23 protein-coding genes are annotated in these 22,695 nt (G+C 59.7%); 11 read left to right on the top strand and 12 right to left on the bottom strand.

Translation table 11 applies throughout. The features are described 5' to 3' along the window. Window positions 1–8: 8 nt before the first annotated feature. The 3 genes from J1N02_RS22610 to J1N02_RS22600 are packed head-to-tail and all read right to left on the bottom strand — an operon-like array spanning window position 9 to window position 2,278. Window positions 9–926 (bottom strand): 5'-nucleotidase, encoded by a 918-nt coding sequence (locus tag J1N02_RS22610; RefSeq protein WP_421147774.1) that lies wholly within the window; start codon window positions 924–926, stop codon window positions 9–11. A 15-nt stretch (window positions 927–941) separates the two neighbouring features. Further along, window positions 942–1,895, bottom strand: a complete 954-nt coding sequence (locus tag J1N02_RS22605; protein WP_098480036.1) for a putative 2-dehydropantoate 2-reductase — start codon at window positions 1,893–1,895, stop codon at window positions 942–944. Continuing rightward, window positions 1,892–2,278, bottom strand: a complete 387-nt coding sequence (locus tag J1N02_RS22600; RefSeq protein WP_027606979.1) for a thioredoxin family protein — start codon at window positions 2,276–2,278, stop codon at window positions 1,892–1,894. The genes J1N02_RS22605 and J1N02_RS22600 overlap by 4 nt, the downstream gene beginning before the upstream one ends. Here J1N02_RS22600 and J1N02_RS22595 point away from each other — a divergent pair. Further along, the gene (locus J1N02_RS22595) at window positions 2,277–2,711 is read left to right on the top strand and encodes a PilZ domain-containing protein (protein ID WP_414886913.1); all 435 of its coding nucleotides are present in this window, start codon (window positions 2,277–2,279) and stop codon (window positions 2,709–2,711) included. The two genes, J1N02_RS22600 and J1N02_RS22595, sit on opposite strands and share 2 nt — an antisense overlap. A 130-nt stretch (window positions 2,712–2,841) precedes the next feature. Next, a complete protein-coding gene (locus J1N02_RS22590; protein WP_027606977.1) occupies window positions 2,842–3,918 on the top strand; it encodes a 3-deoxy-7-phosphoheptulonate synthase in 1,077 nt (358 codons plus the stop codon). 77 nt (window positions 3,919–3,995) lie between these two features. On the opposite strand, the gene J1N02_RS22585 is transcribed toward J1N02_RS22590, so the two are convergent. Continuing rightward, window positions 3,996–4,277: a GNAT family N-acetyltransferase gene (locus J1N02_RS22585; protein ID WP_027606976.1), complete on the bottom strand. Its 282-nt coding sequence runs from the start codon at window positions 4,275–4,277 to the stop codon at window positions 3,996–3,998. 611 nt (window positions 4,278–4,888) lie between these two features. Between J1N02_RS22585 and oprI the strand changes: the two genes are divergently transcribed. Next, the gene (gene oprI, locus J1N02_RS22580; RefSeq protein ID WP_003172710.1) at window positions 4,889–5,140 is read left to right on the top strand and encodes an outer membrane lipoprotei OprI; all 252 of its coding nucleotides are present in this window, start codon (window positions 4,889–4,891) and stop codon (window positions 5,138–5,140) included. Between the two features lie 137 nt (window positions 5,141–5,277). Here the strand turns inward: oprI and J1N02_RS22575 are convergent, their stop codons facing one another. From J1N02_RS22575 to J1N02_RS22565, 3 genes are all read right to left on the bottom strand, one after another. Continuing rightward, window positions 5,278–6,246: a L,D-transpeptidase family protein gene (locus tag J1N02_RS22575; RefSeq protein ID WP_027606975.1), complete on the bottom strand. Its 969-nt coding sequence runs from the start codon at window positions 6,244–6,246 to the stop codon at window positions 5,278–5,280. 73 nt (window positions 6,247–6,319) lie between these two features. Further along, on the bottom strand, window positions 6,320–6,613 hold the full coding sequence (locus J1N02_RS22570; protein ID WP_003172705.1) for a hypothetical protein: 294 nt from the start codon (window positions 6,611–6,613) through the stop codon (window positions 6,320–6,322). 58 nt (window positions 6,614–6,671) lie between these two features. Further along, window positions 6,672–7,277 carry an arylesterase gene (locus tag J1N02_RS22565; protein ID WP_027606974.1) on the bottom strand — a complete coding sequence of 202 codons (606 nt, stop codon included), beginning with the start codon at window positions 7,275–7,277 and terminating at the stop codon, window positions 6,672–6,674. A gap of 10 nt (window positions 7,278–7,287) precedes the next feature. On the opposite strand from J1N02_RS22565, the gene J1N02_RS22560 reads away from it, so the two are divergent. Continuing rightward, a complete protein-coding gene (locus J1N02_RS22560) occupies window positions 7,288–7,971 on the top strand; it encodes an ABC transporter ATP-binding protein (protein WP_005786391.1) in 684 nt (227 codons plus the stop codon). Continuing rightward, window positions 7,971–10,481, top strand: a complete 2,511-nt coding sequence (locus tag J1N02_RS22555; RefSeq protein WP_092358479.1) for an ABC transporter permease — start codon at window positions 7,971–7,973, stop codon at window positions 10,479–10,481. Before J1N02_RS22560 ends, J1N02_RS22555 begins: the two co-directional genes overlap by 1 nt. Before the next feature lie 45 nt (window positions 10,482–10,526). Here J1N02_RS22555 and greB read toward each other — a convergent pair whose 3' ends face one another. Next, entirely contained in the window at window positions 10,527–11,000 is a 474-nt protein-coding gene (greB, locus tag J1N02_RS22550) for a transcription elongation factor GreB (protein ID WP_027606972.1), read from the bottom strand. Between the two features lie 113 nt (window positions 11,001–11,113). After that, complete coding sequence (locus J1N02_RS22545; protein WP_027606971.1) at window positions 11,114–12,097, bottom strand: hypothetical protein; 984 nt, start codon at window positions 12,095–12,097, stop codon at window positions 11,114–11,116. A gap of 210 nt (window positions 12,098–12,307) precedes the next feature. On the opposite strand from J1N02_RS22545, the gene J1N02_RS22540 reads away from it, so the two are divergent. From J1N02_RS22540 to J1N02_RS22530, 3 genes are read left to right on the top strand one after another with little or no spacing between them, the layout of a single operon-like run. Then, window positions 12,308–13,234 carry an ABC transporter ATP-binding protein gene (locus tag J1N02_RS22540; protein ID WP_421147773.1) on the top strand — a complete coding sequence of 309 codons (927 nt, stop codon included), beginning with the start codon at window positions 12,308–12,310 and terminating at the stop codon, window positions 13,232–13,234. Further along, window positions 13,231–13,956, top strand: coding sequence for an ABC transporter permease (locus J1N02_RS22535; RefSeq protein ID WP_027606969.1), 726 nt, complete (start codon window positions 13,231–13,233; stop codon window positions 13,954–13,956). The genes J1N02_RS22540 and J1N02_RS22535 overlap by 4 nt, the downstream gene beginning before the upstream one ends. Window positions 13,957–13,971: 15 nt before the next feature. Further along, the gene (locus J1N02_RS22530; RefSeq protein WP_027606968.1) at window positions 13,972–15,717 is read left to right on the top strand and encodes a Gldg family protein; all 1,746 of its coding nucleotides are present in this window, start codon (window positions 13,972–13,974) and stop codon (window positions 15,715–15,717) included. Between the two features lie 2 nt (window positions 15,718–15,719). Here the strand turns inward: J1N02_RS22530 and J1N02_RS22525 are convergent, their stop codons facing one another. The 3 genes from J1N02_RS22525 to J1N02_RS22515 all read right to left on the bottom strand — a co-directional run bounded on the left by J1N02_RS22525 (window position 15,720) and on the right by J1N02_RS22515 (window position 18,249). After that, window positions 15,720–16,028, bottom strand: a complete 309-nt coding sequence (locus J1N02_RS22525) for a hypothetical protein (protein WP_065924423.1) — start codon at window positions 16,026–16,028, stop codon at window positions 15,720–15,722. 261 nt (window positions 16,029–16,289) lie between these two features. Next, entirely contained in the window at window positions 16,290–16,724 is a 435-nt protein-coding gene (locus tag J1N02_RS22520) for a DoxX family protein (RefSeq protein WP_027606966.1), read from the bottom strand. Between the two features lie 103 nt (window positions 16,725–16,827). Continuing rightward, a complete protein-coding gene (locus J1N02_RS22515) occupies window positions 16,828–18,249 on the bottom strand; it encodes a transglycosylase SLT domain-containing protein (protein ID WP_027606965.1) in 1,422 nt (473 codons plus the stop codon). A 236-nt stretch (window positions 18,250–18,485) separates the two neighbouring features. Here J1N02_RS22515 and J1N02_RS22510 point away from each other — a divergent pair, with 236 nt between their 5' ends. The 3 genes from J1N02_RS22510 to J1N02_RS22500 form a co-directional block, all read left to right on the top strand. Then, window positions 18,486–19,292, top strand: coding sequence for a TatD family hydrolase (locus tag J1N02_RS22510; RefSeq protein ID WP_092358477.1), 807 nt, complete (start codon window positions 18,486–18,488; stop codon window positions 19,290–19,292). A 96-nt stretch (window positions 19,293–19,388) separates the two neighbouring features. Beyond that, window positions 19,389–20,870 carry a methyl-accepting chemotaxis protein gene (locus tag J1N02_RS22505; protein WP_405126114.1) on the top strand — a complete coding sequence of 494 codons (1,482 nt, stop codon included), beginning with the start codon at window positions 19,389–19,391 and terminating at the stop codon, window positions 20,868–20,870. A 198-nt stretch (window positions 20,871–21,068) separates the two neighbouring features. Next, a partial coding sequence (locus tag J1N02_RS22500; RefSeq protein WP_421147772.1) for a DUF6531 domain-containing protein occupies window positions 21,069–22,695 on the top strand: 1,627 nt, incomplete at its 3' end.

Below are 22,695 nucleotides of genomic sequence, written 5' to 3'. Positions count from 1 at the left end.
CAGCGCGCCTAGGTCTCGGCCTGAATCCTCACCTCGTTACTGATGCCATGGGGCACATGCCCGGTGGCCACCACCTCCCTGGCTTTCTCGCAGTGACCGGCCTGGTCATCGAAAAACACATCCGCGGCAAACGCCTCCAGGAAGGCGGACTTTTCCAGGCCGCCGAGAAACAGTGACTCATCCAGGCGGATGTCCCACTCACGCAAGGTCCGGATCACCCGCTCGTGGGAAGGCGCCGAACGGGCGGTGACCAAGGCTGTGCGGATCGGGCAGGCCTCGTCTGGAAACTCACGCTGCAACAAGTTGAGTGCCGCCAGGAAACCCTTGAAGGGGCCACCGTGCAAAGGCTGGCGTGCCGACTCGCGCTCGCTGGCCTGGAACGCCTCCAGCCCACCGGCCTGGTACACGCGCTCCGACTCATCGGAGAACAGCACCGCGTCACCGTCGAAGGCGATCCGCAGCTCTTCGCTGGACGCCCGGCGCGGACCGCCCGACAGAATCGTCGCGGCGGCAAAGCCGGCATCGAGGGCGCCGCGTACATCTTCAGCATGGGTGGACAGAAACAGGTGACAGCCAAACGCTGCCAAATAAGGATAAGGACTACGCCCACCGACAAAGGCTGCGCGGGAAATATCCAGGCCGTAATGCTGGATGGAATTGAACACGCGCAAGCCGGTGTCGGCACTGTTGCGCGACACCAGCACCACCTCGACCCGAGCACGGCCCAGGCTGGCATTGAGGCTCAGCAGCTTCTTGACCAGCGGAAAGGCGTCACCGGGCTCGAGGATCTCTTCCTCGTGTTCGATCTGGTATTTACGGTAGGCCTCCACCCCTTGGGCAAGGTAGACCTTGTGGCTGTCGCTCAGGTCGAACAGGGCCCGCGAGGAAATCGCCAGCACCAGTTTGTCGCCCAATCCCTTTGCCATGGTACGTCCCCCGAATCAGCGGTTATGCCGATCAATAAAGCTCAAGGCCTGGTACAGCGCCTGCATTCGTGGCAATTCGCAACCTGCGGCCTTGGCGGCAGCGAGCGGTCGCCCATAGATCGCCGCCAGTTCCAGCGGGCGTTTATGTATATGGTCGTGGTACATGCTGGGCAGGTAATCGTCCATGGTTTCCGTCATGGCGAACATCTGCTCGGCGTAACTGCCGGGGATTTCATGACCACAGGCATGGGCGCCCTGCACCACTTCGGCCATCAGCGCCTGGATCAGCTCGCGGCTGGATTCGTCCGCCATCATTGCCGTGGTACCCGTTCCCAACAGTACGGAGAGGCCATTGTAAGGCACGTTCCACACCAGCTTGTGCCAGCGGGCCTGATGCACATTGGCCATGGCCTGGGACTCGATGCCGGCCTTATGAAACAACGCGGCACCGGCTTCGACAATAGCCTTCTGACGGGCCTCATCGTTGGCGGCCGTGCCGCTGTGGTAGCCCAGGTTGACCCGGCCCAACGCCTGATGCTCGACGACGCCAGGCGCGGAACGGTGTACGCCGATGTAGCACAGCCCGCCCAGTAGATGCAGGGATGGCGGCAGGTGTTCACGCAGACTGTCTTCGACATCCAGGCCGTTTTGCAGCAACACCACCTTGGCGTCCGGCGCCGCGACCTGGGCGAGGGTCGGGGCCAGCTCGACATTGCCGGTGGACTTGGTGCCCACCAGCAACCAATCGCACGGCGGCATGTCGGCGGCATGGGCGTAGGCCTGCACCGGGCGCAGTTGCAGGTTGCCATGCACACGGCTATTGACGCGCAGGCCGTGCTCGCTGACCGCCGCGTATTCGCTGCGCAGCAGGAAGTGCACGTCGAAGCCAGCACGTGCCAGCATCACTCCATAGAAACCACCGATAGCGCCGGTGCCGATAATGCCGATACGTGGCGACTGTACTGTCATGGCAGTTCCTCCGGAGTGCGGCTAAGTGCTTGGTCAATGGTTTCGGTCAGGTCAGAAAGCGTAAGACGTGTCTGTATTTGCCCGAGGAACTGACCCTCGCACACCACGAACAACGCCGGCAAATGAAAGATCTGGTAGCGTTCGACCGCACCGCCATTGTGCCCGGCATCCACCCAGCACACGCGGTCCACCGGCAAACGCCAGCCCGGCAACTGCTGGCGTGCCCAACGGCAGCTGGAACACCCCACGCTGGTGAACACCACCAGCGAAATACCTGGCAATCCCAGCAATTGCTGGTCAATATCCAGGTCGGTCAATTCCAGTTCCTTCACTATACTGCTGCCACCGCCGTCAACTGGACGGTGCTCGGAGTCCGTGTACATGGGTCGTTTTTTACCTCACCCTGATGATGTCGCTGTCGAGTTAATCCAACGCCCCTCTCCCGCCATCCCCCGCCAACGCCTGCACACTATCGGACTGGGCGGCGTTGCCTGCAATTGGCCCCGCCCATGGCGCCAGGGCACGGCCGTTGACCTGCACATTCCCTCCCTGGGCGCCACGGCCCGCTATCCGGGGTATGTGGCGTGGTGTCGCAAGGTGGAAAACGGCTACCGCGTGGGCATTTCGTTTACCGATGAACATGCGTTGTTCGGTGCGCGAATGGGTGAACAAGCATGCCGGATAGACCGCTACTGCCGCCAGCACGAAGATGCCGAGCCCACCCCGCAGCAACTCGAAGCCCTGGCCCGTGAGTGGGTGGCGCGCCATGCCGGCGAGTTCGCCCACGAGACGTTTGTGCGGCCAGCGCTGGATTAAAGCGGGCTTTGCCCATTGTCGCGGGCCCGTGTTACGCGCTAAGGTTCCTCCCCCCTGCATTCAAATCATGCTGTGCCCGCCGCACGGGGATGGCTGGCGGCCGGCACCCGTGACCCTGGCGAGTAACACGATGGCTGATTTACCGATCAATGACCTAAACGTCGAATCCAACGAGACCCTGATCACACCCGATCAGCTCAAGCGCGAAATCCCTCTGAGCGACGCTGCCCTGCAGACCGTCACCAAGGGCCGCGAAGTCATCCGTGACATTCTCGATGGCACCGACCACCGCCTCTTCGTCGTGATCGGGCCTTGCTCGATCCACGACCTCAAGGCTGCCCACGAATACGCCGAGCGCCTCAAAGTGCTGGCGGCGGAAGTGTCCGACACCTTGTACCTGGTGATGCGCGTGTATTTCGAGAAGCCGCGTACCACCGTGGGCTGGAAAGGCTTGATCAACGACCCGTACCTGGACGACTCGTTCAAGATCCAGGACGGTTTGCACATCGGTCGCAAATTGCTGCTGGACCTGGCCGAAATGGGCCTGCCCACCGCCACCGAAGCCCTCGACCCGATCTCCCCGCAGTACCTGCAGGACCTGATCAGCTGGTCGGCCATCGGCGCGCGCACCACCGAGTCGCAGACCCACCGCGAAATGGCATCCGGCCTGTCTTCGGCCGTAGGCTTCAAGAACGGCACCGACGGCGGCCTGACCGTGGCGATCAACGCGCTGCAATCGGTCTCCAGCCCTCACCGTTTCCTGGGTATCAACCAGGAAGGCGGCGTCTCCATCGTCACCACCAAGGGCAATGCCTACGGTCACGTGGTGTTGCGCGGCGGCAATGGCAAGCCCAACTATGACTCGGTCAGCGTGGCGCTCTGCGAGCAGGCGCTGAACAAGGCCAGGATCAAGCCGAACATCATGGTCGACTGCAGCCACGCCAACTCCAACAAGGACCCGGCCCTGCAGCCGCTGGTGATGGAAAACGTCGCCAACCAGATCCTCGAAGGCAACCAGTCGATTATCGGCCTGATGGTCGAGAGCCACCTGAACTGGGGCTGCCAGGCGATTCCAAAGGACCTGGCCGACTTGCAGTACGGCGTATCGATCACCGATGCCTGCATCGACTGGTCCGCCACCGAGAACACCCTGCGCAGCATGCACGCCAAGCTCAAGGACGTATTGCCGAAACGCAAACGCAGCTGAACCTGTATCTGAAGGGTGCGCACACAAAAACGCCGGGCTGAGCCCGGCGTTTTTCATGCTGCATTTTATGTTGTGCGTTATAGCTTCGCGGCATGGCGCTGGTGGCGCTCCATGTAGCGTTCGACATAGGAACACGACGGGATCACCGTGTAGCCTTGCTCTTCGGCAAACTTCAACGCTTCCTCGGTCAACGCGGCAGCAATGCCACGGCCGCGCAGTGCGTTGGGCACGAAGGTCCGATAGATGTCCAGGGTCTGCTTCCCGAGGTCCATATAGGTCAGATAGGCACGATGACCGTCCACATTGGTCTCGAACTGATGACCAGCCTGGTCATGGTGGATGGACAACGCCTCGCTCATCACTACTCCTCGCGGGTCTTGGATTCTGACCCCTACCTTACCGATGTTTTTCCGGCGAAGGAACATCTACGCCACCCCGTGCCGGTTTCGACAACGAGAAAACCTTGAGCGCTCACAACCAGCACGTAGGGAATAGTAGGCAGCAATCCTGTAATTGCTCAAGGCGTGCCCGTCATCCCTGCCGCTGGTGGATATAGAAAGGGCCTCGATCAACCGGTGACCGAAAGCCTGAACATTGCCGGCAGTTGAACCTTGAGACGAACAGGCGCTCTTAAAGTCACCTCTACATGCGTAAAAGATGCTCGGGCAAGCATCCTCAAGCCTAACCAAAGTGTCGGCGTGGATATATAAATTTTCATCTGGTTGCCAGGCCCGGCACATGCGGGCCGGCCCTTTCAGCCTGGATCCAATTTTCATCCGAATGAAAAAAACTGGACAGTTTTTATACAAACCTCAAAAAGGTTAGCCAAAATAGATTCGGTACAAGAATTTTTTTTGCTTCTTGCGCTACGTCAGTTTACTTACTACAAGTAATGGGTAGTATGTACGCCGGCTATTAGCTCACTCTGAGAAAGTAGCCATTTAATAGAAAGTCCTTGAAGGGGAACACGATGAACAACGTTCTGAAATTCTCTGCTCTGGCTCTGGCCGCAGTTCTGGCTACCGGTTGCAGCAGCGTCTCCAAAGAAACCGAAGCTCGTCTGACTGCAACTGAAGACGCAGCAGCTCGCTCCCAGGCCCGTGCAGACGAAGCCTACCGTAAAGCTGATGAAGCTCTGGCTGCTGCTCAAAAAGCACAACAGACTGCTGACGAAGCTAACGAGCGCGCTCTGCGTATGCTTGAAAAAGCTAGCCGCAAGTAATAATCCCTCGGGATTGTTATCAAGCCGATCCATTCTTGGATCGGCTTTTTATTGCCTGCGATTCGGACCAGAACCCCGCGCAATAAAAAGCCCGCCGCAGCGCAAGGCCGTGGCGGGCTCAGCAGCGGACCGGACGCTTATTGCTGCAGGTCGATCGGCGCGCTGGAAGCTATCGGTGCAGCACCTGGCACACCGATCTCGGTGGGCAGGCCATCTTCGGCCGCGACCACATCACGCACCTGATCCCAGTTCACCCGCAAGTTATTGGCCAGGTCTTCACGCTTGAGCAAGGCGTTGATCACTGCCGTGTGCTTGTCGACCACCGACGGCGTGCCATCGTCGTTCAAGGGCGTATGCGCCTCGAGGTAGACCTTGCCGCCGCTGCTGCCGAACTTGTAGGCATCGTTGATGATGCGCACCGACGTCCCCACCGGGACCATGCCGGCCATTTCCAGCACGTTGTTGTTGAACATGCGGAAGCAGCCGTGGCTGGTACGGGTGCCGATGCCGAACTTCATGTTGGAACCGTGGATGAGGTAACCCGGCGTTCCCAGGGTGAACTTGAACGGCCCCAGGGGATTGTCCGGGCCGGCCGGCACCACATTGGGCAACGGGTCGCCGTTGGCGGCGTGCTCGGCCTTGATCGAGGCCGGCGGCGTCCAGGTCGGGTTCGGCGTCTTGGCGATGATGCTGGTGTGCGCAATGGGCGAGCCCCAGCCTTCACGGCCAATCCCAAGCGGGAAGGTGTAGACCACGTCCTGCCCCTTGGGGAAGTAGTAGAGCCGGTATTCCGCCAGGTTGATCACAATGCCCTCACGGGGCCCCGGCGGCAGGATGAAGCGCGTCGGCAGGACGATCTCGGTCCCCGCCCCCGGCAACCAGGCATCGACGCCCGGATTGGCCGCGACCATTTCCGAATAGCCCAGGTCGTAGGTGGTACCCAGGTCGGCAAAGGTGTCTTCGTACTTGGCCTTGATCACCTGGACCTGCCCGACGATGTCTTCGCCGGGTGGAGGCAGGGGCAACTGCAAGGCGGCGGCAGGACCGGCCGCACACAAGGCAGCAAGAGACAGGCAGCAGGTGACGACGGAAAGGCGCGACAACATCCGGAAAATCCTTCGCAGAACGACGGGTAGGTAAAAATCGATTGTATACGTGAAGCGGACTTCTAGCTGCCCCCTACAACTCGAAACGCAACTCGGGCCAGATTGGCGGCGTGCCACGCTTCTGCGACTCCAGGATCGCCCGGCACAAAGGGCACAGGCGCTGGTCCTGGAAAATCGAACGGTCGACCAGGGACCAACGCGGCTGCGCCGGCAATAACGTACCGCACAGGGTGCGGTCGATGGAGCCGCCCAGTTCCAATTGACGCGTCACCAGATGCACCCGCACTTCCTGGCAGGCGAACAGATCCAGCTGCTCGTCCGGCTCGATCAGTTGGTAGTTAAACAGGGACCAGGCAGGACGCGACATCGGGGGCTCCAGATCGGGGGGGCGCCACCTTAGCCGAAAGCCTGCCGGTAGAAAAGCGTCATAGCAGCGGTTTTAGCGTCGGCCAGACATTTTCCAGCAATTTGCCCTGGGCGCCGACAGCCGGGTGCAGTCCATCAGCCTGCATCAACGCCGGGTTGCCACCGATACCCTCCAGGAAAAATGGCACCAACGGCACCTTTTTGGCCGTTGCGACGTCATTGAATACCTTGGCGAATGCATCGACATAGCGCTTCCCGTAATTGGGCGGAATCTGCATGCCCAGCAACAGTACCTTCGCACCGCTGGCCTGGGACTGCTCGATCATCGACGCAAGATTTTGTTGCAATTGCGCCGGCGGCTGCCCGCGCAAGCCGTCGTTACCACCCAATTCGATTACCACCACGTCCGGCTTATGCGCTGCGAGCGCCGCCGGCAGGCGCGCGAGGCCTCCGGCACTGGTGTCGCCGCTGATGGAGGCATTGACCACTTTATCGTCGAAACCTTCCTTCTTGAGCCGTTGCTGCAGCAATGCGACCCACCCTTTGCTGGTATCCAGGCCGAAACCGGCACTGATACTATCGCCAACGATCAGGACTGTACCCGCCGCTGCGTTCTGGGCCATGCACATCAAGGCCAGGCCAGCACTCAAAAACCACATTCGCATCGGATTCTCCATGGGCGCAAGCATTCTCACCGCGCGGAACCTCAGCAAAGTGGTTCCCAGCGCGGAAGGTGAACTGACTATCCTGCACGAACTGAGCCTGGAACTGAACAAGGGCGATAGCCTGGCTATCGTCGGCAGCTCCGGCTCCGGTAAATCCACCCTCCTCGGCCTGCTCGCCGGCCTCGACCTGCCCAGCAGCGGTGAAGTCACCCTCGCCGGCCAGGCGCTCAGCACCCTCGACGAAGACCAGCGCGCACGCATCCGTGCCGAACACGTAGGCTTTGTGTTCCAGTCGTTTCAACTGCTCGACAGCCTCAATGCGCTGGAGAACGTCATGCTGCCGCTGGAGCTGGATGGCCGCAAGGACGCCCGCGAACGCGCCAGACACCTGCTGGAGCGCGTGGGCCTCGGCCAGCGCCTGACCCATTCCCCACGCCAGCTTTCCGGGGGCGAACAGCAACGGGTGGCGATTGCCCGCGCCTTTGCCGCCGAACCGGACGTGCTGTTTGCCGATGAGCCCACCGGCAACCTCGACAGCCACACCGGCGAGCGCATCAGCGACCTGCTGTTCGAGCTCAATAAAGAAAGCGGCACGACCCTGGTGCTGGTGACCCATGACGAGCGCCTGGCTCATCGTTGCCGACGCCTGATCCGCCTTGAAGCCGGCCTGATGGTCGCCCCCCTGGAGCCTTGATGGCACGTTTGCCGCTGTTGCGCCTGTTCAGCCTTGCCCTGCGCCAATTACTGCGCGATGCCCGCGCCGGCGAATTGCGTGTGTTGTTCTTCGCCCTGTTGGTGGCCGTGGCCGCCAGTACCGCCATCGGTTATTTCGGCGCCCGCCTCAACGGCGCCATGCTGTTGCGCGCCACGGAGTTCCTCGGCGCCGACCTGGTACTCGAAGGCAGCTCACCGGCCCGCCCCGAACAAATCAGATCCGGGACCGAACTGGGCCTGGATCACGCCCGTGTGGTTGAGTTTTCCAGCGTCATTGCCACCGATAATGGTATCCAGCTCTCCAGCATCAAGGCGGTCAACGAGCAGTATCCGCTACGCGGTCAACTCAAGAGCGCAGCAGCCCCCTTTGGGGACGAAACCCCGGGCGGCGGGCCGAAACCCGGTGAAGCCTGGGTCGAGTCGCGGCTGCTGACGGCACTGGACCTGAACGTCGGCGACACTATCGATGTGGGTATGAAGACCTTGCGCCTGGCACGCGTACTGACCTACGAGCCGGATCGCGCCGGCAACTTCTATAGCCTGACGCCCAGGGTGATGATCAACCTGGCGGACCTGGACGCCACCGGCGTAGTCCAGCCAGGCAGTCGCGTCAGCTACCGCGAGTTGTGGCGTGGCCCGCAGGCCAGCACCGCGCTGCAAACCTATCGTGACCTGATCAAGCCGGGGCTCGCTGCCAACCAGCGTCTTCAGGATTCACGGGACGGCAACCAGCAGATCGGCGGCGCCCTGGGCAAAGCCGAGCGCTACCTGAACATGGCCAGCCTGGTGGCCGTGCTGTTGGCCGGCGTCGCCGTGGCCCTGTCGGCCAACCGCTTTGCCACCCGCCGTTTCGACGCCAGTGCGTTGCTACGTTGCCTTGGGTTATCGCGACTCGAGGCCATGTTGCTGTTCAGCCTGCAATTGAGCGTACTGGGGTTGCTGGCGAGCCTGGCCGGCGCCCTGCTCGGTTGGCTGGCACAGTTTGGCCTGTTCTATTTCCTGCACGACCTGTTGCCGGCGGATGTTCCGCCTGGTGGACTGTTGCCGGCCATTGCCGGGATCGGCACCGGGCTGGTTGCTCTCGCGGGATTCGCGCTGCCACCGTTGGCCGCCCTCGGTCGCGTGCCGCCGCTGCGAGTGCTGAGGCGCGACCTGCTGCCTATCCCGTCCAGCACCTGGATGGTCTACGGCGCCGCGTTGTTCGCCCTGGGCCTGATCATGTGGCGCCTGAGCCTCGACCTGGTGCTGACCTTCGCCCTGCTGGGCGGCGGCGTGGTTGCCGCGCTGGTTCTGGGGGGCTTGCTTCTGCTGCTGTTGCAAAGCCTGCGACGCCTGTTGGCCCGGGCCTCCCTGCCGTGGCGCCTGGGCCTGGGCCAATTGCTGCGCCACCCGCTGGCGGCGGCGGGCCAGTCCCTGGCATTCGGCCTGATCCTGTTGTCCATGGGCTTGATCGCCCTGCTGCGTGGCGAATTGCTGGACACCTGGCAAAACCAGCTGCCCAAGGACGCCCCCAACTATTTCGCCTTGAATATCCTGCCGGCCGATAAGGACGCCTTTGGTGCCCGCCTGCTGGAAGTGCAGGCGCAATCCGCGCCGCTGTACCCGGTCGTGCCAGGTCGGTTGATCAGTATCAATGGCGAGCCGGTACAGGAAATAGTCAGCAAGGACTCCAGCGGTGACCGCGCCGTACAACGGGACTTGAGCCTGACCTGGGCCGCCGACCTGCCGCCGGGCAATACCCTGACCGAAGGCTCATGGTGGTCGCAACAACCCCCCGATGGAATGCCCGGAGTCTCGGTAGAAGCCAAGGTCGCGCAGAGCCTCAAGCTCAAGTTGAACGATCACCTGGTGTTCACCATCGCCGGGGAAAACCGTGAGGCGCGGGTTGCCAGCCTGCGAACCATCAACTGGGATAACTTCCAGCCGAACTTCTTCATGATTTTCCAACCGGGAACCTTGACGGACCTGCCGGCCACCTACCTGACCAGCTTCTACCTCGCGCCAGGGCATGATCAGCAGATCGTTGATCTGTCCCGCGCCTTCCCGGCGGTGACCATCCTGCAGGTCGAGGCGCTGCTGGAGCAGCTGCGCAGCATCCTCGCCCAAGTGACACTGGCGGTGGAGTACGTGTTGTTGTTTGTGCTGGCCGCTGGGATGGCGGTGCTGTTCTCCGGCCTGCAAGCCACCTTGGATGAGCGTATTCGCCAAGGTGCACTGCTCCGGGCACTGGGCGCGGAGCGCAAGCTGCTGGTCAAGGCGCGGCGCATCGAGTTCGGCTTGCTGGGCGCAGTCAGCGGCTTGCTGGCGGCGCTGGGTACCGAGTTGGTGACGTGGGTGCTGTACCGCTATGCCTTCGACCTGGCCTGGCAACCGCACCCCTGGCTGTTGCTGCTGCCTGTGATCGGCGCCGTATTGATCGGCGGTGCCGGGGTGTTCGGCACGCGCCGTGCGCTGAATGCCAGCCCGCTGACGGTTTTGCGCGAGGGCTGAGCGGTCAATGACCCGCCTGCCTTGCGGGGGGCGGGTCAACGTCGCTTACTTCACGTACTCGATAGCGGTGATCCACCAGCACACCTCGCCTCCCGGGGTCTGCACAATGGCCTCATCGTCGACTTCCTTGCGCAGCAGCGCACGGGCCATCGGTGAATCGATGGAGATATAGTCCATCCGATCATAAATCTCGTCATAGCCGACGATACGGAAACGCTTGGTCTCGCCCTGTTCGTTTTCAATCTCGACCCAGGCGCCGAAAAACACCTTCCCTTCCTGCTCGGGCATGTATTCCACCACACGCATGTCTTCCAGGCGCTTGCGCAAGTAACGCACCCGCCGGTCGATTTCGCGCAGTAGCTTCTTGTTGTACTGGTAGTCGGCATTCTCGCTGCGATCCCCCAGGGAAGCAGCCCATGTCACCTTGCGCGTGGTATCCGGGCGCTTTTCGCGCCACAGGTAATCCAACTCTTTCTTCAGCGCTTCATGACCTTCTTTGGTTATCAGCTTGGTACTCAAACGCATGCATCCCCAGGCTATGTCCATAGGTACCGATAAGGCAGGAAATCACATCCAGGCGTCGGTTCGCTGGCGCTGATGATAAATGAACCCAGGAAAGTAGCCAGGCCTGTCTAGCTATCCAACGTCTGATCCAATTCAAGCAGCACGCCCCGCAAGCTCTGGCGTAAGCTCGAGACTTGCGAGGTCATCACCTTCAGGGCTTCGGTCCGTTGACTGACGGCCAGGGACTGGTCATGCAGTTGAGCGGTGCGCTGCTCCAGATCCCGGACCCTTTCATCCAACTGGGTTTGCTCCTGCTGCAAGCGGGCCTGCCATTGATCAAGCGCGGTTTCCCTCTCCGACGCAGCGAGTTTCTGTTGGGCCAGCTCCTGAGCAACACGAGCCAGGTTGGTCAGCGTACTGCCTACTTCAAACAAGTGGTCGTCGTCCGCGGGCGCCGAAAGCTTCGGCTGCGCCGGGGCGCTTGGCTCATTCAGGACAACAGGTACATCCTGGACGATGGCCACAGGCGCGTCGACCAACATCTGCCGGGGCTCTTCTACGACAGGTTCAGGTACGGGAAGCGGAGTAGGCTCGGGTGGATTCGCCCCCCTGACAGATGAACTCATTTTCGACGAGAAACGAATGGAAGGCACAATTAATGAAGCACTTTCGATTGCCGGCAGCACCGGCGCAGACATTCCCAGGGAGATCACTTTCATCACCAGGGCCTTCTTGATGATCACCGAATGATGCTCTTCGGGCCTCGCAGGCGGCAGCTTGCAGCCTTTTAAATCGATAAAATGATAAGGCACCTGAGTTTCGGTAACACCGGCTTTAGTGCCTGCCGCCGCCGAGGTAAGAATTTGCTTGAAAACATGCATTGCCACATGCAGGTCCTCCTTGGACTCCACTCCCCCCAGAAAATACCGATCAAGTTTTTTGCGCAAGGCTGCGACATACACCCTGGAACTCGCCGGCTCAACCTCTTCATCCAAGCTATAAACAAGAAAGTTGGAGGCAATCTGGCCTACAGCAAACCCACAGAGCAATGCACCGTTAACCGGAGCATCTTGACCGTCGCGTTCAAGAACAAGGGTACGTAGAAGCATCATGGTGATCGGGCCTCATTACAAAATTCGAAAAGTCTCTATAACCTTCAGACCATCACTCAATAATTAAAGGTTAAAAACACAAAACAATTGTTTCAGCGACTTGCCTAGCGCGCCCGTAGGATTTTTCCTATTAATGCTGAGCGGCGTTCCCAAAAACAGATATTGCTCGTACCCTTTTCAAACTCTCCCTCCACGAACACACCACGCTAAATGATCGAAATCATCAACCTGACAAAACATTTAAACAATAAGAAAATAATCAGCGATTTTTCATTCAGCGCAAACAAACAGGAATGCCTGGGACTATTCGGAGAAAATCCTACAGTTAAAACGGCCCTTCTCGACGTAATATCGGGCTCGACCACGCCTTCCAGCGGGCATATAAACATCCAAGGCTTCAATACTAAAGCCCATCCATTAAGAGCAAAAAAACTCATCGGCTACCAACTTCACAGATGCGTCAGTCATCCTACGATGTCGGTTAAAGAATTCCTTGACTACATCGCGGCCCTTCGCGGACTGCGCGGCACCGAAAAACGCGCACAGGTGGACTATGCCGCTACGCAACTGGAGTTGTTGCCGGTGCTCAACGCTCCCCTCGAGGCTCTCTCCATCGGTTTGAAGCGCAAAGTCACCATTGCCCAGGCCATCCTGCACGCCCCTGCCTTGCTATTACTGGATGAACCGACCGAGGGGCTGGCACCTGATCAGAAATACAAATTCAGGAGCCTCATCCAGTCATTGACGCAAGAAATGACCGTGATCGTCGCTTCCCGACACTGCGATGAATTATCCGAACTCTGTACACGCGCCCTGGTGATCGCAGGTGATCGCCTGGTGGCCGATACCCCCATGCCAGATCTGCAACGCGACTCTCGCCATTTCCAGGCGGTCACCCTCGCCGCAGATGCCCCCTTGGACCTGCTGGCTCTCGCCGTACTGCCGGGGGTGGCAGGCATCGAAGAACATCGGCACGCACCCTGCACGGTGACCGTCCTGGCCATGCCGGGGCACACCATCTACCCCCATATCAATACGCTCATTGCCAATCGTCGCTGGAAAATCAACTCACTGAGCCTGGAGCCTGGTCGCCTCAGCGACGTAGTTCATTATCTGAGCCGAGAGACTCCCCTTTGAAACTGCTGCCCGTCATATTCAAGCGTCAACTCGTCCACTATGCCGGTACACCCGGCACCTATCTGAGCATTGCCATTTTTTCAGTACTGTCCGTGGCATTGGGGTTGCACATGAGCGCCTGGCCAGAACAGGACAGCAGTCACTTGCAGGTTTTCTTCCAGCTACACCCCTGGCTCTATTTATTGCTGATTCCAGTACTGGCGGCACAACTCTGGTCGGACGAGTCCAATGCCGGTTTTCTCGACCTGATGAAAACATTACCCATCACCACGTTTGAATGGGTTATCGGCAAATTTCTAGCAGCCTGGGTCGTGGCGGCCACAGCCCTGATATTGACCTTCCCTCTCGTGATCATTGCCAACTACCTGGGAGTGGCGGACAACAGCGTTATTGCCTCGCAATTTATATCGAGCTGGCTACTGGCGGGCAGTTATCTAGCCGTCGGTTGTTTTATTTTCACACTGGTACGGCAACGCACTGCCCTTTTCATACTGACTGTAGGCTTTATGCTTATCGTCAGCGCACTCTCTTATTTACTCGATGCACTTGAACATCAAGCCCCCATCTGGGCGGTGGACAGTCTGGTTTCCCTCAGCCCTTTTTCGAGGTACAGCGCTATCGACAATGGAAAGTTCACGCTTCGTGACATGCTTTACTTCATCAGCATGATCTTGGCCTTTCTCGCAGCGACGACCGTCACTCTCAACTATAGACACAGCTGAGAAGGAAAGCCCTCCATGCGACCTACTCTGCGCACCGGCATGACACTCACTGTTATCCTGTTACTATTCCTGGCGTTTAACTTAGTTTGGGTAGGAAAAATTCCAAATATCCGATGGGACTTCTCACAAGGAAAAACGCATACCCTATCGCCTCAAGTACGACAGTTACTCGCGTCATTGGAAAACCCTGTGGATTTGTATTATTTCAATGCCCATGACAGCCCTGGACGAAGCTACACCTTGAAACGCTATGGCAAGCGCATCGAAGACCGGTTGATGGAGTACGAAAAAGCAGCAAAAGGCATGATCAACCTGCACCTTATTGATCCCATGCCTTTTTCAGAGGACGCCTACAAAGCCAGGTTGTTTGGCCTCGACGACAATGCGGGATTCATGGGCCTGATCGGCACCCGAGCCGGCTATGGAGCGCAACGCATCGAATCATTCAGCCTGGATCGTGAGCCATTGCTCGAATATGAAATCAGTCATTTGATCTACAAGTTGCAGCATCCGGAGCGCCCCGCTATCGGACTGCTGTCAGGGCTCGCGATGGGAGAATCCGCGGGCCGATTGTTGAAGGAACTGCAGCGACATTTCAACCTGGTCAATCTGGGAGCAAGCACCGAGCGCGTGCCGGAACAGGTCAAGACGCTCATGGTCGTGCATCCACAGGCGCTGCCTGAACAATCGTTATATGCGGTTGAACAATTTGTATTGAAGGGCGGTAAATTGATGGCATTTATCGACCCGTTTAGTGAGCAAAGCTCGAACACCCCATCCGCCAATACCCGACTGACTGATTTGCTTGCCGCTTGGGGAATACAGATGCCGGCGAACAAGTTTCTGCTCGATCACCGCTACGCCGCGTCGCACACACCTGTGAAAGGGAAGTTCACAGTGCAGCATCCGGGCAGGTTGAACCTGCCCCGGCAGGCAATGAACACAGGCGATCCGAGCACCTGGAAATTGAATAACGTGACGGTATCAAGCAGCGGCGTGCTGTTTCGCCGCCAGAAAGGCCGCACGACGCTGACCCCTCTCCTGCAAAGCTCCCTGCAATCCGAGTTGCAGGAAACCGACCGGCTTGCCTCGGCAACCGAGCTCGATTCAACGGCCGATGAGGCCTCCAGCCAAACACAACGCCATGTGATTGCAGCCCGTATAGAGGGGCCTGCCTATTCAGCATTCCTCGATGACGTGGAAGGACAGCCGGCAGCAGTGCAAAAAGCGGCGCAGATCCATGTGGTGGTAGTCGCCGACACTGATTTGCTCACGGATCAAGTCAATAGCCCAGCGCCCGACAGCAACACACTGTTTATCTTGAATACGCTGGATAACTTGTCCGCCAGTGATGTACTGACCAATATTCGCCCGCACGCGTCGACGCAAAGATCGCCAAACAGGCTGGAACGGATGCGCGACAGCGCCGTACACGCCTACACGCAGAAGGCGACTGAATTGGAACAACGCCTGCTACGGACAGAACATGAATGGCAAATGCTGCGCACAACGGAGGTGCAGCTCGGCTCCCAGACCGTGGACACCACCACCCAATTGGTTGCACTCAACAAGGAGCGACTGCGCTTGCCAATGGAATTACATGCCTTGAAAGCCGAGGCATACGCGCAGGTACATCGCCTGGAGTTCGCCATAAAAATGCTCGTGGCACTGGCGATACCCCTGATGCTATGCCTGGTTGCCTGGGTGGTTTTCCTGTGCAATCGACGGCGTCGACTACAGGCGAGCGTCGCGCTCTACTGAGTTCAACGCCTGGCAATCAGCCCCTGCCGGGCAATGCGGGTCAATTGTCGGATGACTTCCTGCGCGTCGCTGGCGCTGGGGGCCTGGATAACCGCAAGATCGAAGCTGTTATTCGCAAACCGGGCAAGAGAATCGCCATCTTCCACAAACTGAATCAAGAATGCCGATGGCCGTCCGCTGCGACGTGGCCACCCGTCCAGATAACGCAAGAGCGTAGGCTGATGCTTGCCGCCCAGGAGGATTTTTGGATTGCGTTGGGTGAGGTCCGCGGTGATCGGGGCCAGGCGTATCAGGGGGCGTAGTGCATTCATCGTGTCGTGTCTCTGCCTCAAAAGTCTGCGGGCAGGTGAGAGGCAACACCGAACCAGCGCTTTAGCGGTATTTCGAAGTTGCCTCCCCAGGGGAGAACAAGCTTCTGTCGGGTTCTATCAAGACCCAGTGGCGCCCCGCAATTAGCTGTTTAAATCGGCGCATGGGCAGCATCCTAGAGAAGCCGGTGGGGCGGTGTCAAGAATCCCGAGCAACGAAAAGGCCCACACAGTGGTGGGCCTTTTCAGAGTTTTGCGCCGGTGTCAGTTGGCGATGGCGCGGTCGGCAGACAGTTTGCCAGCACCTTCCAGCAGCACCGCCAGGGAGCCGCCCAGCAGGGCCAGTGCGAACTCATAACCGTTGTTGGCCATGAACAAGCCGTTATGGATATGCACCGAGAAGATCGCCACCAGCGACAGAATGGTCAGGCCCAATGCCGCCGGGCGTACCAGCAAACCGATGATCAGTGCCAGGCCGGCAAAGAACTCGGTTCCGCCCGACAGCAGCGCCATCAGGGTACCCGGCGCCAGGCCAATGCTTTCCATCCACTGGGCGGTGCCCGCCAGGCCATAGCCGCCAAACCAACCGAAGAGTTTTTGCGAACCATGGGCGGCAAAGATGATGCCGACGACGATGCGCAGGATGGTCAGGCCGTAGCCGGCACGAGTGGACAGTACGCTTTTGATCATTGGGCTCATGGGGTGGATCCTTTTCGAAGTAGGGGTTGGTTGGCCGCTATATTAATCAGTTTAAACAATGATAAAAGCGGAAAAACTGCCTGATTAACATCGAAAAAATAGATTATTTCCGTGAGGCGATTTTCGGCGCCTGCGGTTCCAGGGACTCTCGCTCCCGATCGAACGCCAAGTAGTACTTGTTGACGCTATTAACATAGCTGACGCCCCCCATCCCCACCTGCTCCATGGCGATGCGCTCCACCTGGAAGAACCATTGATTGGGGTTCAGTCCCCGACGCCTGGCCTCGGTGCGCATGCCCTGCACCCGCTCCGGCCCCATGTTGTACGCGGCCAATACGAAGGCCATGCGCTCGCGCTCGTTGAGCTTGGGGCTGGCGAAGAATTTGCGACGGATCAACGCCAGGTAACGCGCGCCGGCCTGCACATTGCTGTCGAGACTTTCGATGTTGTTGACGCCCACCCGCTGCGCTGCCGAAGGGGTGATCTGCATCAGGCCGGTAGGGCCGCCGCTGTTGCGCGCACCCGGGTCGAAAGCCGACTCCTTGAACGCCAGCGCCGCGAGGTTCAGCCAGTCCATGCCTTGCTCACGGGCGTGCTTTTGCAATACCGGGCGCAGTTTTTCCAGGCGCTGGCGGTCGACGCGGGCCAGCGGGTTGCGCACCTGGTAGAGGCGCCGATAGATGCGCTGGAATGCCACATCCTGGTCGGACGGCGTGCGATAGGTCTTGAGAAATCGATCAATACTGGCCCGCAGCATCGAGGCATCCTGGCGCACAAACCAGTACTCGTCGCCCGGTTCGCTGATTGCCACCTGCTTGTCGAAGCGCAACTTGGGCAGGATCTTCGACCAGCGCTCAGCAATCGGCTTCTCGACAATAGTCAGGTGAAAAATACCCGCCTGGACCATCTCCAGCACATCCTCCACCGCCAGGGTCGGGTCCACCCATTCCACCTTGACCGGCGGCTGTTTGTGCAAGGCCAGTTTCTGGTTGACCTGGCTGATGGCATCCGCCGCCGCGCTGCCGGTGGTCAGCGCCAGGGTACGTCCGGACAGTTGCTCCAGCTTGGTAAACCGCCGCTCACCCTTCACCCCCACCAGCCATAACGGCACACCGCTGGCGATCGGATCGCTGGTGCTGATCTTGTGTGCGGCCTTCACATCCAGCAATTCACCGGGGGCCACCAGGTCGCCTTCGCCACGGGCGAGTGCGCCGAGCAGTTGGTCCTTGGCCTTGGGAATGATCTTGAGGTTGATTTCCTGGCCATCACGGGCGTGGCCATTGAGGTATTGCTCGAACGCACGCAGGCGATGGTATTCGACACCGATGGCCTGGCCCTGGACCTCGCCGGAACTGTTACGGCTCTGGTTCACCAGTACACGCAGGGTGCGACTCGAGCGAATCTCCGCCAGGTCGCGCACCTTGCCGGGCCTGGTCACTTCCAGCGGCCCGTCCAGACGCGCGAGCGCCGCCGCGGGCAGCAGCAGCGTCAGGCACAACATAAGCAACGCCGAGGGTCGGATCATCCGCTCTCCGGAAAGAATACTGGCCAACACCCTCGCGAAAAACGAGGCGTTGGGGGTCAGAAACAGAGCGCTTTAAGCGCTGGCAAGACGCGCAACGGTGGCACAGTGCAAGGCGTGCAGCCAATCACGATGTCACTTGCGACGTTCAAAGACAGCTATAACTCGTTGTAGTTCTTCGTTTTTCTTATAAATCTACAGCTCTGATATGCTTTCCGGCCGCAGGCGGAGATAGCACCATGCAACTCATTGATATCGGCGTCAACCTGACCAACCCCAGTTTCGACGAGAAGCACCAGGCCGTTCTCGACCGCGCCTATGCTGCCGGGGTGCAACAATTGGTGCTCACCGGCACCAGCGTCGACGGCAGCGAACAGGCCTTGGAACTGTGCGTCAACCTCGATGACAGCGGCCAGCGCCTGTTCAGCACGGCCGGCATCCACCCCCACTCCGCCAGCGATTGGAACGGCGATAGCGCCAGGCGCCTGCGTGGTTTGCTCAACGAAAGCCGCGTACGTGCGGTGGGCGAATGCGGGCTGGATTTCAATCGGGATTTCTCTCCGCGCCCGCAGCAGGAAAAAGTCCTCGAAGAGCACTTGGCTCTGGCGGTTGAGCTGAAACTGCCGGTGTTTCTCCACGAGCGCGACGCCAACCAGCGCCTGCTGGAGATCCTCAAGGACTACCGCGACCACCTGAGCGCCGCCGTGGTGCATTGCTTCACCGGCGAACAACCGGCGCTGTTCAGCTACCTCGATCTCGATTTGCACATCGGCATTACTGGCTGGATCTGTGATGAGCGCCGTGGGACGCACCTGCATCCGTTGGTCAGGGAAATTCCCCGTGGTCGTCTGATGCTGGAGAGCGATGCGCCCTACCTGCTGCCGCGCACCCTGCGTCCAAAGCCGAAAAACGGCCGTAACGAACCCGCCTACCTGCCGGAAGTGCTACGCGAAGTCGCCCTGCACCGCAACGAAACGGCCGAGGACCTGGCTCAGCACAGCACCGCCTGTGCCCGCGCGTTTTTTGGGCTGCCTGCCGTGGATTGATGCGGTGCATTGACCCATGTCAAAACCGCTTTGCGGAGTAGCGGCACAATAATGGCACCTTGCCAATGCTGTTTCCGCTATCAGAGAAAACCTTCCATGGGTGCCTGGCTTAGCAATATCTCGCTGAAATACAAATTCTGGGCCGTCAACGCGGTCGCCTTTATCACGACCCTGCTCCTGGTGCTGTACGCCGTGCATCTCGAACAGCAATCGCGCAGCCATGCGTCCCAGGCCTCGGCACAGGCCCAGGCGCAATTGCTCGGAGCCTGGCCGGCCGACAAGGCCCTGCCCAAGAGCGAGCACTGGCTGACGTTTGCCCGCGGCCAAGTCCCACAGCTGGCCGATCAGGATCTGTCAGCCCTGAGCAGCAACACGGGTTGGGTCGAACTCAACCCCATGCCGCTGTTCGGCGAAAACACGCTGATGGGCGCCGAAGTGATCGCCCGCCCTGATGGGCAATACATCGCCGTGCTCGCCCACGCCCCCAGCCTGAGCCAGGTATTCAGTGAACGCTTCGCCAACTATGCCGTGGCGGTGCTGATCCTGATGCTGGTGATGCTCTGCGCCTCGCAATTGCTGATCCGCTTCCTGCTCAGCCAACTCAACACCCTCAAGGACGTGATGCTGCACGTGGAGAAAACCGGCGACCTGTCGGCCCGCGTGCCGTTGGCCTGCAAGGATGAAGTCGGCCAGATGGCCAGCGCCTTCAATGCCATGCAAGCCGGTTATCAGCGCGTGGTCAGCACCGTGGCGCGCACCGCCAGGCTTCTGGACGAGGGTGCCGCTCGATTGGCCAGCAGCATGAATGAGGTACAACACGGCATGCTTGGCCAGCAAAGCGAGACCGACCAGGCCGCCACCGCCATCAACGAAATGACCGCCACCGTCTACCATATCGCCCAACATGCCGGTGCCACCCGCGACTTGTCCCAGGCCGCCGACACCCTCGCTGGCAGCGGTCAGGACGTGGTCACCCGCGTACAGCATTCAATCGCCGGCCTGTCTTCCGGCGTGCAACAGACCGCCGAAATGATCCAGAAACTGGCCGAGGACAGCCAGAAAATCAACAGCGTGGTCAGTGTGATCCACAGCATCGCCGAACAGACCAACCTGCTCGCCCTCAACGCCGCCATCGAAGCTGCTCGCGCCGGGGAAATGGGCCGTGGGTTTGCCGTGGTCGCCGACGAAGTGCGCAACCTGGCCAAGCGCGTGCAAAGCTCCACCGACGAAATCACCCGCATGGTCTCGGCGCTGCAGGCCGGCACCCGCGACGCGGTGGACTTCATGCAGGAAAGCTCGTTCAAGGCCGACGACTGCGTACAACAAGCCCTGGAAGCCGGCACGGCGCTCGCCGAAATCACCAGCGCCGTGGCGCAAATGCGTGAAAGCAACACCCAGATCGCCGTCGCCGCCGAACAGCAAAGCCACGTGGCCGAAGAGATGAACCGCGCAGTGGTGAGCATTCGTGATGTGACCGAGAACACCGTGCAACAAACTGTGGGTTCGGCGACCACCAGCAATGAGCTGGCAACGTTGGCTGGTGAGTTGAGCAAGGCGATTGGGCAACTGAAGCTGTAGGGCTTCTCCACCTGTAATCCGACTCCTACGATCGACTCTGCATTTACCCGAAGTCTTGGCGAACCCTCCTAGCCGTCCTGGCGAATAGCGCCGACTTCTTTACCTGACGAACCTCTCCAAAGTCTCTCGCCTGATCATTCAGTGCGAGGGACCGCCGATGCACCTACCCGTTAATGCCCTGGTTGTCGGGGCTGCCTCTTGATTCCCGTGATTGCCAGCTTTGTCCTGGCCCCCATGGATGCCAAGGCGCCGGACGTTGAGCGCGTCTTCCGTGACTTGCGTGATTGCCTGAACACCTTTGATGAGTGGGCCGAGGGGTTCTTGAGCGCTTCGGCACTGGAAGTGGATCAGGTGTTCAAAGTTGGGGAAGAGGTGGCGCTGGTGGCGCCGGCTTCCTCCAAAACCCCCAGTAACACCGTCGCCAGGTGCGATGCCCAGGGATCGCTGACCCTGGTGCATATGTTCGAAAGCACTCGGTTTGTACCGATCGGCAATACGCCGGTGATGCTGCAAGCCATTGCCCAGGATGGCAGCCCGCTCGGCGCACCACTGCATCGGACCATCGGCCCCGGCGGCATCCTCGAAATCACCGAGTGTGATCGCAACCAGCCGTACCAAATCACCTTCTATCCCAACGTTTCCAAGGATCACGTCAAGGCGCTGTATGCGTCTTATCAATCGGTGATCGCAGGGTTGGAAAGTCGCCTGCATGAGGAATGGACCAAGACTTTCCAGCCCCTGTGGGATGACTTCGCCAACGCTACGCCGCCCGAACGTAGCGCGATGCAAGGTTTGGCGTTTTCAAGCGGGATGGCCAAGGCGCTCTACAACCTGTGGGACAACGTTACGCAGCTGTATGACTTGTTGGCGGACCTCAAGGCCAACAGCCAGAAGTTGTTGGCCTACATCTCCCAGACTGAACTCGATGAACTGCTGAGGCTGGGCAACGACGCCATCGCAAAGGGGCTGTTGGTGCTCAGCGATGAGCCGCTGCTGTTTATCTACATGTCGGCCATGGTCAGTTGGCTACGCCTGCTGCCACCGCCCGAGCTGTATGAAGTGCTGGGCGAGATCAGCGGTGAGGTGTTGATCAATCTGTTCCTGATCTGGGCGACCCGCGGCATGGGCGTGCAGATTCGCCTGGGCGCTCAGGTGCTGGGACATATCAAATCCGGACGAGCGCGCAAGTGGCTGGAGAGGCTGGCTAATCAGTTGGTGGGGCCGACGTTGGACGCGCATGTCGAGGCGGTGAAGCCTTTGCTGCTCGGTGGCCCCGCGACAGCGATCAAGACCGTACCGGTGGCACCGTTGAAGGCGGGGGAGCATGTGGTTTCGAACCCGGTGCCGGCGGTTCGCAGGAAGACTCAGCAGACGGTGTTGGTCCGCCAGGAGCCTGTCGATGATGTGCCGGTTTCAGGGAAGAACCCGAACGGGGATGCTGCGGCTTCTTCGGATAAGACCGTCACCAACGGCTGCCCGGTGTCGATGGTTACCGGGGAGGAGTTGCTCACCCTCACCGACGGCACGTTGGATGGGATCTTGCCGTTCGAGTGGACACGGTTGTACCGCACCAGTGCGGTGGAAGTGGATGGCGGGCTGGGGTTTGGCTGGAGTCATTCGCTGGCGCATCGGCTTGCGGTGTCGGGCGATTCCGTCGTTTGGACGGACCATGAGAACCGCTCGATTGAGTTTCCACTACCGACTGTTGCTCGACCCGCCATCACCAATAGCCTCGCGGAAGCAGCGATCTATTTAGGTACGTCGCCGGATGAGTTGGTGTTGGCCCAGGCGTCGCGGTTTTATCACTTTCGCGACGGTGTGCTGG

It is taken from the genome of Pseudomonas sp. NFX5, assembly GCF_049132125.1.
Classification (GTDB): Bacteria; Pseudomonadota; Gammaproteobacteria; order Pseudomonadales; family Pseudomonadaceae; genus Aquipseudomonas; species Aquipseudomonas marginalis.
The sequence above is the reverse complement of the archived record's forward strand: the minus strand, read 5'-3'. Positions and strand labels throughout refer to the sequence as shown.